Origin of the sequence: Longimicrobium terrae, assembly GCF_014202995.1 — a bacterium.
In the GTDB taxonomy this organism is placed as follows: domain Bacteria; phylum Gemmatimonadota; class Gemmatimonadetes; order Longimicrobiales; family Longimicrobiaceae; genus Longimicrobium; species Longimicrobium terrae.
In genome coordinates, this window is the sequence record NZ_JACHIA010000034.1 from 1 (window position 1) to 13886 (window position 13886).

Sequence of the window (13886 nt, forward strand, 5' to 3'; positions counted from 1 at the left end):
AGATTGTCGCTGCAACCCACTGTGTGGAATCAGCTTGCGGCACCTTCAGCTGAAGTTTAGCCGGACACTAGTGACCCTCCCCCAGTCTTTTTTGGGGGAGGGTGGGCCGGTGGTGCCGGCCCGGGTGGGGGCCGCCCCGGGCTCCGCAACCCGCACCGAACCACCCGCACCGGAACAGAAAAGCCCCGCCGATCAATGATCGGCGGGGCTTCCGGACGGTACGGCGCGCGGCTACTGCGCGGCGGCCGCGGCGAGCCGGTCCAGCATCTTGCGCACTTCCTCAACCACGCGGCGCGGCTCGATGGGCTTGGCCAGGTACCCCTCGCACCCGGCCTCCGCGGCGCGCTGGCGGTCCTCGGCCATGGCGTGCGCGGTGAGCGCGATCACGGGAATGTGCGCGGTTTCCATGTCGGCCTTCAGGCGGCGCGTGGCCTCCCAGCCGTCGATCCCCGGCATGGCGACGTCCATCAGGATCACCGCGGGCCTCCGCTCACGCGCGAGACGAATGCCGTCCTCGCCGTTGGCGGCCTCGATGACGTCGATGCCCACATGGCGAAGGATGGTCGTATAGATAGTACGATTGTCCTCGTTGTCTTCCACGAGGAGCACAGTCGGGGAACTCATGATGTCGGGCCTGTCGTATACGGGGTACTTCTCCGGTCGCCTCCGCCCGTGCAAGAAGCGTGGCAGGCCCGGATTGACGTATGTAGTACCACACCGCGCCCATTCGGTTCACCCGGGCGGAAAAGCGGGGTGGCGATTTGCCCGGGATGCCGCGTTGTGGCTATCCTTTCCGCCCACCGGCAGCACGGCGCCGCCGGGTTCCGAACGCCCAATCCGACGCAGAGCGCTGATGACCGTCGCCGACGAAACCGAACTGCTGGTCCGCACCCGGCGCGACCTGCACCGCCACCCCGAGCTGGGATTTCAGGAGCACCGCACCGCCGGCATCGCCGCCGAGCGCCTGCGCGCGGCGGGGTACAAGGTGCAGACCGGGCTCGCGGGCACCGGCGTGGTGGGCACGCTGCACGGCGGCGCCGGCACCGGCCCCACGCTGCTGCTGCGCGCCGACATGGACGCGCTCCCCATTCACGAGCAGACCACGCACGACTTCCCCAGCGGCACCGAAGGCGTCATGCACGCCTGCGGGCACGACGCGCACGTGGCCATCGGGCTGGCCGTGGCCGAGCGGCTGGCGCGGTCGCGCGGCGAGTGGGGCGGTACGGTGAAGTACATGTTTCAGCCCGCGGAAGAGGGGCTGGGCGGCGCCGTGGGGATGATCGACGCGGGCGTGCTGGACGGGGTGGACGCGGCGCTGGGGCTGCACGTGTGGCTGGGACTGCCCAGCGGCATCGTGGGCGTGGTGCAGGGGCCGCAGATGGCGGGGGCGGGCGAGTTCCACGTCACCATCCACGGCCGCGGCGGCCACGGCGCCATTCCGCACGAGACGGTCGACGCGCTGATGATCGCCAGCCAGTGCGTGGTGGCGCTGCAGACGGTGGTGTCGCGAACGGTGTCGCCGCTGGAACCCGCCGTGGTGACCGTGGGATCGTTTCACGCCGGCACGGCGCACAACGTGATCGCCGCCACCGCGGAACTGGTGGGCACCCTCCGCGCGTTCGATCCCACGCTGCTGGACGAGCTTCCCGGGCGCGTGGAAGGGGTGATCGCCGGCGTGTGCGCTGCCCTGGGCGCCACCTACGACTTCCAGTACCGCAAGGAGGCCACGCCCACCGTCAACGACCGCCGGCTGGCGGAAATCGTGCGGGTGGAGGCGGAGCGCATCGTGGGCGCGGAGCGCGTGCGCACCGATCCGGACGTGCGCACGATGGCGGCGGAGGACTTTGGCGACGTGCTGGAGCAGGTGCCGGGGTGCTACTTCTTTGTGGGCGGGCGCAACGAGGAGCGCGGGATGATTCACCCGCACCATTCCGCGCACTTCGACCTGTGCGAAAGCTGCATGCCCGTGGGCGTGGACGTGCTGGAGGCGGCTGCCCTCCGCGTGCTCAAGGGCGGATTGGCAAGCTGATCCGCGTCGGCATTGATGGATGGATCGATGACAGAAGCCCGGCTTCCGCACAGAGCGGAGGCCGGGCTTTTTTCTCGTCATCCATCCCCGCTGCCGTCACCTGAGTTTTCTTGCCTCCAACTCACGCGGGGGCGACTGAAGTCGCGGCAACAACGGCGCGAAGTCCGCCTGCGCGGACTGTAGGGGACAGTGCCGTTCGCATCGGCAAGTCGGGGCGCGGCCGCCTATCCAGCCTATCCCTGAGCGAATGAATCGATAGCAAGGCCTTTTGTTGACATCAGGCATGAGGCACCGGGTGGAAAGTGATCGGCTGGACAGGGAGCCAGACGCGATCGAAGTCATCCGGATTGAGCCGCAGGGCGTGCCGCAGCTTGAGCATGTTGTTCACGCCCTTCGTGCTCCACAGCACACCGACGTCGGTCCTGCGGTTTACCTCCCGCATCTCCCGCTCGGCCAGGCTCGTGGTCCGCGCGGCAGAGGGTTCGTCGTACAGGATGCGGCTCCCTGAATCCCGCAGCATCGCCTTTGCGCGGCGGTGCGGCAACGCCTGCCAGAATGCCTCGAAGCGCAGCTGCTTCACCGCCGGCGGGTCCAGGCTCCACAGGATGGCGTTGAGTTCCTGCACCCGCTCCTTGCGCTCCGCGACGGGTACGTGGTCCAGCGCCATCAGGTGCTTCGACGTGTGTCCCATGTGCCACTCGCAGAGCTGGTGGCGCACGCCCGGATGCTGGCGGGCAAGGACTTCCGGGATCCCGGCCTCCCGGTCCGTCACGATCACGTCGGACGCGATCCCGGCAGGCAGCGCCTCCGACCAGCCGACCGGCCCGATGGACCAGCCCGCGATCCGCTTGCGGACACGGGGGCGCCCGTTCTCCGTGCAGCGGCCCAGGATCTGGAATGCAATCCGCACGTCGGTGCCATACCGGCTCTTCCCCGCGGGCACCTTGGTCCCATCCGCCATCGCCACCTTGCAGCCAGGGGCCGGGGTGAAGACGACCTTCTCGCCGCGCGCCTGTACGCAGCGGTGCAGCGTGCGTGGCGAGACGCTGCTGCCCAGCCACGTCTTCGCCAGCGAGCAGGTCTTCCCGTACGACTGGTTCGTGACGGCCTCGACCAGCTTGCGCTCCAGTTCCTCGGCGATGCGCTGGCGTGGCCTGATGCCGAGCAGTTCCGCGTACGGACTCCACGTTCTGCCGCACTCGCGACACGTGACCTGCCGCAGCGCGAAGCACAGCACGCCGGAACTGATGCGCAGCTTCCGCCGGCGACAGCCACGGGCCCCGAGTCTGGCGTCCGGACCCACATGTACCACACCGCACCGGTGGCAGACGATCTCCGCCTCACCCGCGAAGACCCGCTCCAGGTGCTCCTCCTGAGCCTGCTCCACGATCCTGGCCGCAGCCCCCAGGGCGAGCTCCCGGCCGATGCGGGGCAGCCCGTTCGCTAGGTCGTTGATCCCGGTGGCAGACACGGTTACGTTCCACGACAGCTGGATACTGGTTTCCAGCGTGAGCATGAGGCGCCTCCCTTCTCGCGTGATGGGGTTCGGTGCCTCATGCTCTTTTTTCACCCCGTTGTCAACATAACGCTACGCTATCAATTCATTCGCTCCCGGGCGGCGGCCGCGATGCACTCCGTCGATCACACCGAGGTGTCCGCCGCAGTCCGCGCAGGCGGACTGTGGGGCAGGCTTCGGTTCGCTTCGACGGAGCACGGCGCGTCGGCCGGCGCGGGGCGGCCGGGTTCGGCGCGGGAAAGGGGCGGAGCGTCCCTCCGTGCGGACGGTGGCGGCAGGTGAGGGGCGGCGGCGGTCAGTTCGGCGCGGGAGCCGTGTCGGGAAAGGCGTCGCCGAGGACTTTGCGGATGAAGCGCTCGTCGGGGCGCGCGCACTTGCCGTGCGCGGTGCACACCCAGGCCGGCGAGTACGGCCGCACCCGGTCGAAGAGCGACACCAGGCTGGCGCGGCTCTGCGCGTGATCGGCGGTAAAGATGTGCGACGCGGGACGATAGCCGGTAACGTACGACCGGTACACGGCATCCCCCACGTACAGCACGCCGCGGATCAGGTACGACGCGCTCCCCGCCGTGTGCCCGGGATTCAGGAACGCCCGCACTGTATCGCCACCGATGACCATCACGGTGTCGGCGGAAAAGGAATGGACGTTCACCTCGCCCGGCCACGGCGCGGGATTGCCGAGCACAAGGTCGCCCGCACGCGACGGCAGGTCTGCGTGCTCCTTCAGGCTTTCCAGCATGGCCCGCTCGCTCGCCCCCACGTGAAAGCGCGCCTGCTGCACCGCGCGCCACGCCCCGATGTGGTCGCGGTGGCTGTGCGTGACGAACACGTCCGTCACGTCCTCCGGCCGGGCGCCGATGCGTGCCAGCCCGCGCCGCAGCGGCCGCGCGGCGCCGGTCCATCCCAGGTCCACCAGCAGCACGCCGCTTTCCGTCCGCACCGCGTAGATAGTGCTTTCCCACGGGTACGAGGTGGGGATGGCGATGGACGCGGGGCCCTCCACCGCGTTCAGGTGCATGGTGCACCCGGCGGCGGCAAGCGGAAGGGCAAGGAGCGTGAGCAGGCGGGCGATCCGGCGCATGACGAGGAAGCGGCTGGAGACGTGGATGACGGCTTCGGATACCCGGCGCGCATCCCGGAGGTTCGCCGCCGAAAACGCGAGCGGGGCACGGCGAATAGCCGTGCCCCGCCCGTCATCCCTCCGCGACGTCCGTGATCAGGCGGCCCAGGCGGCGGGCCCTCCCGCGACGGCGGCCAGCGGCGGCGCGGGCTCTTCCATCTCCGCGTCCCCGCCGTCCTGCGTGCGGAACCGGCCCACGTCCGCCTGCAGCTCCGTGGCGATCTGCGACAGTTCCTCCGCGGAGGCGCTCATCTCCTGCATGGAGGCGTTGATCTCTTCCACGGCGGCGGCGGCGTTTTCCGCGGCGGCGGCGTTCAGCCTGGACAGGGTGACCAGCGCGTCCATGGCGTCTTCCGAGCCGGCTTCCACCTCGGCCGGGTCCACGCCCACGCTGGTGAGCGCCGCGCGGCTCGCCCGGGCCATGCCGTCGGCCTCCTGCGAAATCGCACCCACGTCCCGCACCGTCTGGTCCACCACCGAAACGATCTCGCGCAGCGCCGCGCCCGCGTCGTTGGCCAGCGCCGCGCCCTGCTTCACCTCGGCCGTGCCGCGCTCCATCGTCTCCACCGCGCGCGTGGTCAGCTGCTGCACTTCGCGGATGATGTCGGCCGCTTCGGCGGCGGAGGTGCCGGAGCGCGTGGCCAGCTTGCGCACCTCATCCGCCACCACCGCGAAGCCGCGCCCGTGCTCGCCCGCGCGGGCCGCTTCGATGGCCGCGTTCAGCGCCAGCAGGTTGGTCTGCTCAGCGATGTCCGTAATCGAACGGGTGATGCGGCTGATCTGCTCGGACCGCGCGCCCAGCTCGCCGATCTGCTCCGCGGCGTTCACCACCGTGCTGCGGATGCGGTCCAGCCCGCCCACCGCGCCCTCGATGACCCGCGAACCGTCGCGCGCCACCGTGGAGGCGCGCTGCGAGGCGGCGGACACGGCCTCCGACCGGCGCGCCACGCTGCCGATGGAGCGCGCCATTTCACCCAGCGTGCTGGCCATGCGCTGCGTGTTCAGCGCCTGCTCCTGAGAGCTGGCCGCCACTTCGCTCAGCGAGCGCGCCACGTCTTCCGCCGCCGACGTCACGTGGTCCGCCGCGGCGTTGAAGGTCTGCGCCACCTCCGACACCTCGTGCGCGCGGTTGCGCACGCCCTGCACCGCGTCGGACAGCCGCTGCGTGCCGTTGTTCACCGCCGCCACCGCGTCGCCCACCGCGCCGCCGCCGTGCTCCGCACGCGCCGTGAGGTCGCCCTGGCCCAGCCGCCCCGCCAGCGTCACCAGCCGCTCGGCCGCGCGCGTCTCCTGCTCCAGGATGCGCGCGATGTACACCAGCACCGCCACCTCGAACACCACCCAGCCGGCGTGGACGGCCACGATCCCCCATCCCTGGTGGTCCTGAAAGATGCGGATGCCGGAACCGGACATCTGCATCATGTGGAACACCGCGTGGTAGACCGCCGTCACCGCGGCGCCCACGACCGGAACGCGCCAGTCGCGGTACAGCAGCGTAAAGGCGAGGATGGCGAAGATGTGAAAGTGCATCTCGATCATCCCGCCGGTCTGGTGGATGATCAGCATGGAAATGGTCTGCAGCGCCGCGGCCAGCGTCAGCCGCGCGGCCACGCTTCCCTCCCAGCGCCACGCCACGAACCAGCCCACGGCCACCGTGCCGCCGCCCCACAGGATCGCTTCGCGCAGCGTGCCGCGAAGGGGGACCAGCGCAAAGATCAGGACCAGGTGCGCCACCAGCAGGTTGCGCAGCACGCGATCGGCGGTGCGGTAGCCCGCCTCCAGCAGCCCGTGATCACCATCCGCCTCGTCGCGCACGACGGAAATCCCGGCGAGCGAAACCAGCCCGCCCCGAATCGTCTGGTCCATTCTTTCGAGCCACATGGGTGTTCGTTTCCCCAGCGGGGAAACGGCTACAACATGATGCAATCCTGAGACATCAATTGTAGCAGAAAGGCAACGCCGGGAGAAGGGTGAGAACCCGCCGGGATCTGCACGATTCGCGCGCTGCTCCGGAGCGCTGGGCGACGCTCGTCACCCGCGGACGCGGAGACGGCTCAGCCCTGCGCGGGCTGCATGCGGTCCCACAGCGTGCCGCGGGCCCGCCACAGAAAGGGAAAGAACGATTCGCGGTGCGTGGCCATGTGCTCCAGAAAGCGCACGCCGGAGCTGTTGGCGGTGCCGTGCACATCCGGCCCCAACGTGCGCTCCGCGGTGCGCGCGTGGACAAAGCGCCACATGCGGACCTCTTCGTCGTACTCCAGCAGCGCCTCGGCCAGGTGCACCAGGTCCCACTGCTCGCCGGTGCCGTGGCTGGCGGCGTACGCGTCCGCCGGGTCCGCGCCGCGCCGCGCGAAGGCCGCCTCGGCCGCGGTGCGCACGGAGGGCGCATCCCACAGCGCCGCCAGCGCGGGGGTCCACAGGCGCGAGTGCGGGCCGTGGCGCGGGTCGGGGTTGATTTCCGATTCCAGGTAGCGGCGAAACTCCGGCTCGCGCGCGCCCGACAGGATTTCCACCTCGTGCCACTGCCCGCTTTCGCCGCCGCTGGCGGGGACCAGGTGGTGGCGGAACGAGTAGAAGCCGCCCAGCGTCATGGTTTCCAGCACGCGCATCATGGGCGTGAACATGCGCACGACGGCGGTGCAGCGCCCCATCAGCCAGGTGGCCATCCCCAGGTCATCGGCGTCCAGCGCGGCGATGACGCGCGGCAGGTCCGTGCGCAGCTGCGCGAACCAGAGTTCAAAGCTCTGGTGCGTCACCACGAACAGGTGCTCGTCCGGGTGCCGCGCCGCCTCCCCGTCCGGCTGCAGCGACAGCAGCTGCGGCAGGTGCAGGTAGGTGCAGTAGTGCGTCTGCGCGGTGTCGCGGACAGTGTGGCCGCAGGGCAGCATGGTGGTGGACGCGGTCATGACGATGGGATTGGGCGCGGTCGATCGAACGGTCTCGTTCTCTCAATCTGCCCTTCCGGCGCCGCGCGGGAAAGCGGCCCGGCCGATGACCGGCGGATCGGCGCATGCGGCGGGTGCGCCCATGACCGGCCGTTCGCCCGGGAACCTCTGGACAAACGGGGGATTCAGCGCGAGGGGACAGGTCCATGCGAGCGGCCGACTGGGTGGCCCTCACCCCGCGTGCTGCGCACGACGACCCTCTCCCACGAACAGATGTGGGAGAGGGAGCACACCCCAGTGTGGCGTGTCGATACGTCCGCGGCGCACCTGCAGGCTTCCGCCCGGCGGTTGAAACCGCGCCTGGAAACACACGAAGTCCGCCTGCGCAGACTGGACACCGTCCCCGCTCGGGTCCCGTGCAGTTGAAGCCCCGAACCGGATGCGCCAGCAGCCGGTGTCGGGGCTTACCGCTGTCTGAGCGGCGGATTCATTCGCTCTCGAGATTGCGGCGCCGCCCGGGCCTCATCTTCCACCCCGTACCGCTGTGCTCTTTCCGGGATCATCGCGGCTGATGCGATGATCCCCGTCGAACTTCCCCACGCCACGGTGGGAATCATCCGCTCGCGATTTCGGCGGCGCAGCGCGGGACTCATCCCCCACCCGACACCGCTGCGCGTTTGTCCTGCGGATGACGTCTCACTGCCATGCGAGAATCCGGCGAGGTTCCCCGTGTCACGGCGGATTCATTTCTCGCGATCCGTCGGCTCCGCGCGGGCCTCATCGCCCACGCCGCGGTTTCCGTGCTGTCGGGCCGGAGAAGCTCCACGGTGCACCGCGAGGCTTCTCCGGCCGTTCATCCGCCGATGCTCAGTGGCCGGCGTGGCTGGGCTGGCTGGAGAACATGGAGTTGCACTTCTGCCGTCCATTGGGGTCGCGAGGATCGTACACGCAGACGTTGTGCATCATCCCCTCATCCTCGTGCTGCAGCACGTGGCAGTGAAACACGAACGGCCCCGCCGCGATCGGCTCGAACACAAAGCGGATCACCACCGTGTCGCCCACCGTCTGGCCCTGCGCGTTGCGGTGCACGCCGATGGGGATGTTGTCGCGCAGGCGCCCCTCGTTGGCCGGCCGCCCGTTCACCGTCAGCACCGCAAAGTCGGTCTGGTGGATGTGAAACGTGTGCAGGAACTGCGTTTCGTTGATGATCGTCCACTCCTGCACCTGCCCCCAGGGCATGGAGACGGGCAGGTGATTGGGCTCGTACAGCGTGTCGTTGATGGCCGCGCCGCCGCCGTCCGGAAACGAGTAGCGAAAGGTCTCGCGCTGCACGTCCGTGGCCTGCGTAAGGAAACGCAGCGTATCCACGACCGACTTGTCGAGCCCCGCGGGCGCCTCCTCGGCCACCATGCGCGCCGAAGCCGAGGGCGTGCCGATCAGGTATCCCAGCGGAACCACGGACGAGGTCGTGTCGGGAAAGACGCGCGCCGTCACCAGCCCAACGCGCTCGCCGGCCGCCGGCCCGGTCACGATCACCTCGGCGCGGCTGCCGGGCGGCAGGTACAGCGAATCCACCGGCGTGGCCTGCGCCAGCGGGTTGCCATCAAGCGCCAGCAGAATCCACCGCCGGCCCTGCAGCTTCAGGTTGATGAACTCGTTCGCGCCGAAGTTGCCGATGTGCCACAGCTGCTGTTCGCCCGGCGCGATGGGAAAGGCGGCGCAGGTGCTGCCGTTGATGTTGAAGCGCGTGGTGTCGGCAAAGCTGAAGGACATGTCGCGCACCAGCAGCGTCCGCTCGCGCACGCCGCGGTACTGCGGAAAGTACTTGAGGATGGAGCCCACCAGCAGCGCCCCGCTCAGCCCGCCGGCCACCTGCGGCCCGGTAATGCCGTGCGGATGCGGATGGTACCAGAACATTCCCTCGGTGTGGTACGACGGCACCGGAAAGTGGTACGGGCGCCGCGTTCCGCCGTTCGGAATGCGGACGTGCGTCACGTTGTCGCCGCTGTCTGGGCTGGGCGTGACCACCAGGCCGTGCGTGTGAAAGTTGGTCCAGTTGACCATGGAATCCGTCTGGCTGGTGGTGGCGCGCATGGCATTCACCACCGACAGGCGAAACTGGTCGCCTGCCTTCATGACCAGCGTGGGGGCCACGAACTGCCCGTTGTACACGTTCGTTTCGTACGTGCGGCTGCCGATGCGGTACGTGGCGGGCGCCATGCGCAGAGTGGCGCCCTGCACCGGAACCCGCACCGGATCGGCCACGGGCTGGCAGGTCGGGGGAATGCTCACGGCGCGCAACGTGGGGGCGTGCTGCGCCGCGGCGTGCGTGGCCAGCATCCCGGCCGCGAGCAGCGATGCCGCGGCGTGAACGATAAGTCGTCGCATGTTCATCCGATGGATCAAAGGGTGTGGCTGTGGGGACCGCTGAAGGAGGCTTCGTGGCAGGCTGCGTGATTCATCTCCGGCGTGAGGCGCCGAACTACAATCCACGAAACGGCGTAAAATATGACTTTCTCGGATAAACTGCAACGCCATCCTGCCTCAGCAGTGCTGTGACACATCGACCAAAACGAAGCGGCCGGCGGACTGGAGAATCCGCCGGCCGCTTTCAACTGCCGGACGATACAGATCAGGAGAAGGCGATCACCCCGCGCCGCCGCCGGGAGCACCGCCGCCGGGGATGCCGGGCTCCGTCATCCCGCGCACGTTCATCACCTCTTCCAGCTGGTCGTCGCTCAGCAGGCCGCGGCGCTTTACCACGTCGCGCACCGACTCGAAGTTCTTGGCCGACTCCTTGGCGACGGCCGCCGCCTCGTCGTAGCCGATGTACGCGTTGAGCGCCGTGGCGATCGCGGGGTTCTTTTCCAGAAGGTCGCGGCAGCGGTCGCGGTTGGCCTTGATGCCGTCCACCGCGCGGGTGCGGAACGCGTCGCAGGCGCTGGCCAGAATGGACACCGACTGCAGGAACGCGTTGGCCATCACCGGCATCATCACGTTCAGCTCAAAGTTGCCGTGCTGCCCGCCCACGGTGACGGTGGTGTGATTCCCCTGCACCTGCGCACAGACCATCATCATGGCCTCGCTCATCACCGGGTTCACCTTGCCGGGCATGATGGACGAGCCGGGCTGCACCGCGGGAAGCGATATTTCCGCCAGGCCCGACGTGGGCCCGCTCGCCAGCCAGCGGATGTCGTTGGCGATCTTCATCAGCGACACGGCCAGCGTGTTGAGCGCGCCCGACGCGCTGACAAAGGCGTCCTTGGCCCCCTGCGCCTCGAAGTGATTATCCGCCTCGCGAAACACCAGCCCGGTGTCTTCGCTGATGTAGCGGATGGCCAGCGGCGGAAAGTCCGGGTGCGCATTGGTGCCCGTGCCCACCGCGGTGCCGCCCAGCGCCAGTTCCGACAGCTCTTCGGACGCGTTGCGCAGGCGGCGGATGCCGTGCTCCAGCTGCGACGCGTACCCACCGAACTCCTGGCCCAGGCGCACCGGGGTGGCGTCCATCAGGTGCGTGCGGCCGCTCTTCATCACGTCGTCGAACTCGGCCGCCTTGGCCAGCAGGGCGTCGCGCAGCCGCTCCAGCGCCGGGATCAGGTCCGAGTGGATGGCGACGCGCGCGGACACGTGCATGGCCGTGGGGATCACGTCGTTGGAGCTCTGCCCCATGTTGACGTGGTCGTTGGGATGCACCTTGGAGCCGAGGATGGCCGTGGCGCGCGAGCCGATCACCTCGTTGGTGTTCATGTTGCTCGAGGTGCCGCTGCCCGTCTGAAAGATGTCGAGCACGAACTCGGGGTCCAGCCCGCCGGCGATCACCTCGTCGGCCGCCCTGGCGATGGCGTCCGTGATGTTCTGGTCCAGCCAGCCCATCTGGTTGTTGGCGCGCGCGCACGACTTCTTGATGGTGCCCAGCGCGTGGATGAAGCGGCGCGGAAAGCGGATCCCGCTGATGGGAAAGTTTTCCACCGCGCGCTGCGTCTGCGGGCCGTACAGCGCCTCGGCGGGAACCTGCATTTCGCCGAGCGAGTCGCGTTCGGTGCGGAAGGCCCGGTTGCTCGTATCCGTCATGTTCATGCGGTCGTACGGGGTTGGTCAGGCTGCTGCGGCGGGCAAGATGCGGCCCGCGCCGGAGGAGCGCAACGAGTGCGCCCGCGGAAAACGAAAGGGGCCCCGCCGGCGTGCGGCGGGGCCCCTGTCTGCAGCGGACCGATTCTCAGGCGCGCGGCGCGCCCAGCACTTCCGGGCCGCGGTACTCGCGCAGTGCCTGCCTCTGCGCGGGTGTAAGCGAGGCGATGAACCCGGGGCTCGCGGCGAGCCGGAGGCGGCCGTCGTGCAGGGACGGCGCGGCGCGCCACAGCGGCAGCGCGTGAACGATGCGGCGGACGCGGGTCGCCAGATGCCCGACCAGGGTGGCAGGCCGGGGCTCGGGCGGATCGGAGACGTTGTGCGTCATCGAAGGTTTCTCCTTGAGGTGCAGATGCCCTCGGCGGCCTTTGCCGCATCGGTGCCTAGCTTCCGCGGCCGGGCGCGTTCTGCCGTCAGCCCGCTACCGGAAAGATGAGTGGTCCTCATCCAATCTGACTGCGAATCGAACGCAGCTCAAGGCATTCCTGTGGCCGCTTTGCGACGATCACAGGGCGCCAGCGCCGGGACGTTTCAGGCGCGGGTGGCGGAAGCGAGTGCCCGGCGACGAGCCTCTGAATCATCGTCCTCCAGCACCCATGCCGTTGACGATGCCAAGCCTTGCGGATAAACTTGGCGCTTCGAGCCACCTGGTGTTCCCGATGGCGGTGTCGCGCGTTCCGCGTGCACCGTAGGGCGCCCGCCGTGGCTCGTTCTGCGTCCGGGAGCCACGTGCGCGCATTCCATCGGACGTGGAGCGCACGCGCATGACCCTCTCGAATTCCGCCCCGCCCGCCGCCACCGGCGCCGTTTCCGGCTTCATCCACCGCCACTTTCGCCACTTCAACTCCGCCGTCGTCGTGGACGCGGCGCAGGGATGGACGCGCCATCTGGATAACGGCGGCCGCATGCTGGTGACGCTGGCCGGCGCCATGAGCACGGCGGAGCTGGGCATTTCGCTGGCGGAAATGATCCGCCAGGGAAAGGTGCACGCCATCTCCTGCACCGGCGCCAACCTGGAGGAAGACGTCTTCAACCTGGTGGCGCACGACCACTACGAGCGGGTCCCCAACTACCGCGAACTGAGCGCGGCGGACGAGCAGGCGCTGCTGGAGCGGCACATGAACCGGGTGACGGACACGTGCATCCCGGAAATGGAGGCCATGCGGCGCATCGAAGCCGTCGTTCTGCAGGAGTGGATGGCGGCGGACGCGCGCGGCGAGCGCCTGTTTCCGCACGAGTTCATGTACCGCATTCTGCGGAGCGGCGCGCTGGAGTCGTCGTACCAGATCGATCCGCGCGATTCGTGGCTGCTGGCCGCGGCGGAAGCCGATCTCCCCATGTTCGTGCCCGGGTGGGAGGACAGCACGCTGGGCAACATGTACGCGGGCCACTGCATCAGCGGTGACGTAAAGAACGTGCACACGGTGCGCACGGGGATCGAGTACATGATCAGCCTGGCGGACTGGTATCAGGAGACGGCGCCGGACGCGTCCATCGGCTTCTTTCAGATCGGCGGGGGGATCGCGGGCGATTTTCCCATCTGCGTGGTGCCCATGCTGCACCAGGATCTGCAGCGGCCGGAAGTGCCGCTGTGGGGCTACTTCTGCCAGATCAGCGACAGCACCACGTCGTACGGCTCGTACTCCGGCGCGGTGCCGAACGAAAAGATCACGTGGGGCAAGCTGGGGGTGGATACACCGCGCTACGTGATCGAATCGGACGCGTCCATCGTGGCGCCGCTGGTGTTCGCGTGCGTGCTGGGATGGTGATTGGCGGATAAGGATGGACGGCGGCGGATCGGTATCCATCCCGTTCGGTCGTCCTCCATCGCTCGATCATCTTATCGATGATCGCCGTTCATCGGCCGACCGTCGTTCCTGGGCTGAGCGACGTTCGTCTGCTGGATGAACTACGGCGCGCGGCGGGCACAGAAAACTCCCCGCGGATGGCTGAGGATCGCCGTCCGCGGGGAGTGCTGCGTTGGGGGCGATGCCTGCGCTGCAGAAACTGAGCGGAGATGGCGGGCGGTGCCGATGGCCGCGCTCGTGCCGAGGCCATCCGCATTGTTTCGGGGAGGGAGGTCGGGGCGCGGGCGGGCTGGGTGGTGGGGCCGGGGCGACTGAAGTCGCGGCAACAACGGCGCGAAGTCCGCCTGCGCGGACTGTGGGGAAGGTTGGTCGTAGTTTCGATGGGCTACGCGCGGCCGCC

10 protein-coding genes are annotated in these 13886 nt (G+C 68.9%); 2 read left to right on the forward strand and 8 right to left on the reverse strand.

Translation table 11 applies throughout. The features are described 5' to 3' along the window. Positions 1 to 231 precede the first annotated feature (231 nt). Positions 232 to 624 carry a response regulator gene (locus tag HNQ61_RS27385; protein ID WP_170033610.1) on the reverse strand — a complete coding sequence of 131 codons (393 nt, stop codon included), beginning with the start codon at positions 622 to 624 and terminating at the stop codon, positions 232 to 234. 229 nt (positions 625 to 853) lie between these two features. Here HNQ61_RS27385 and HNQ61_RS27390 point away from each other — a divergent pair, with 229 nt between their 5' ends. Beyond that, the gene (locus HNQ61_RS27390) at positions 854 to 2029 is read left to right on the forward strand and encodes a M20 metallopeptidase family protein (RefSeq protein WP_170033612.1); all 1176 of its coding nucleotides are present in this window, start codon (positions 854 to 856) and stop codon (positions 2027 to 2029) included. 277 nt (positions 2030 to 2306) lie between these two features. On the opposite strand, the gene HNQ61_RS27395 is transcribed toward HNQ61_RS27390, so the two are convergent. From HNQ61_RS27395 to HNQ61_RS27425, 7 genes are all read right to left on the reverse strand, one after another. After that, positions 2307 to 3545: an ISH6 family transposase gene (locus HNQ61_RS27395; protein WP_170033614.1), complete on the reverse strand. Its 1239-nt coding sequence runs from the start codon at positions 3543 to 3545 to the stop codon at positions 2307 to 2309. Positions 3546 to 3840: 295 nt separating this feature from the next. After that, entirely contained in the window at positions 3841 to 4626 is a 786-nt protein-coding gene (locus HNQ61_RS27400; RefSeq protein ID WP_170033616.1) for an MBL fold metallo-hydrolase, read from the reverse strand. 135 nt (positions 4627 to 4761) lie between these two features. Beyond that, the gene (locus HNQ61_RS29025) at positions 4762 to 6531 is read right to left on the reverse strand and encodes a methyl-accepting chemotaxis protein (protein WP_170033618.1); all 1770 of its coding nucleotides are present in this window, start codon (positions 6529 to 6531) and stop codon (positions 4762 to 4764) included. Between the two features lie 188 nt (positions 6532 to 6719). Further along, positions 6720 to 7571, reverse strand: coding sequence for a tryptophan 2,3-dioxygenase family protein (locus HNQ61_RS27410; protein ID WP_170033620.1), 852 nt, complete (start codon positions 7569 to 7571; stop codon positions 6720 to 6722). Positions 7572 to 8417: 846 nt separating this feature from the next. Then, positions 8418 to 9938, reverse strand: coding sequence for a multicopper oxidase family protein (locus HNQ61_RS27415; RefSeq protein WP_170033622.1), 1521 nt, complete (start codon positions 9936 to 9938; stop codon positions 8418 to 8420). 258 nt (positions 9939 to 10196) lie between these two features. Then, positions 10197 to 11627 (reverse strand): class II fumarate hydratase, encoded by a 1431-nt coding sequence (locus HNQ61_RS27420; RefSeq protein ID WP_205761371.1) that lies wholly within the window; start codon positions 11625 to 11627, stop codon positions 10197 to 10199. 139 nt (positions 11628 to 11766) lie between these two features. Next, positions 11767 to 12006 carry a hypothetical protein gene (locus tag HNQ61_RS27425; RefSeq protein WP_170033624.1) on the reverse strand — a complete coding sequence of 80 codons (240 nt, stop codon included), beginning with the start codon at positions 12004 to 12006 and terminating at the stop codon, positions 11767 to 11769. Between the two features lie 436 nt (positions 12007 to 12442). On the opposite strand from HNQ61_RS27425, the gene HNQ61_RS27430 reads away from it, so the two are divergent. Next, the gene (locus tag HNQ61_RS27430; RefSeq protein WP_170033626.1) at positions 12443 to 13447 is read left to right on the forward strand and encodes a deoxyhypusine synthase family protein; all 1005 of its coding nucleotides are present in this window, start codon (positions 12443 to 12445) and stop codon (positions 13445 to 13447) included. The last annotated feature ends 439 nt before the right edge of the window (positions 13448 to 13886 follow it).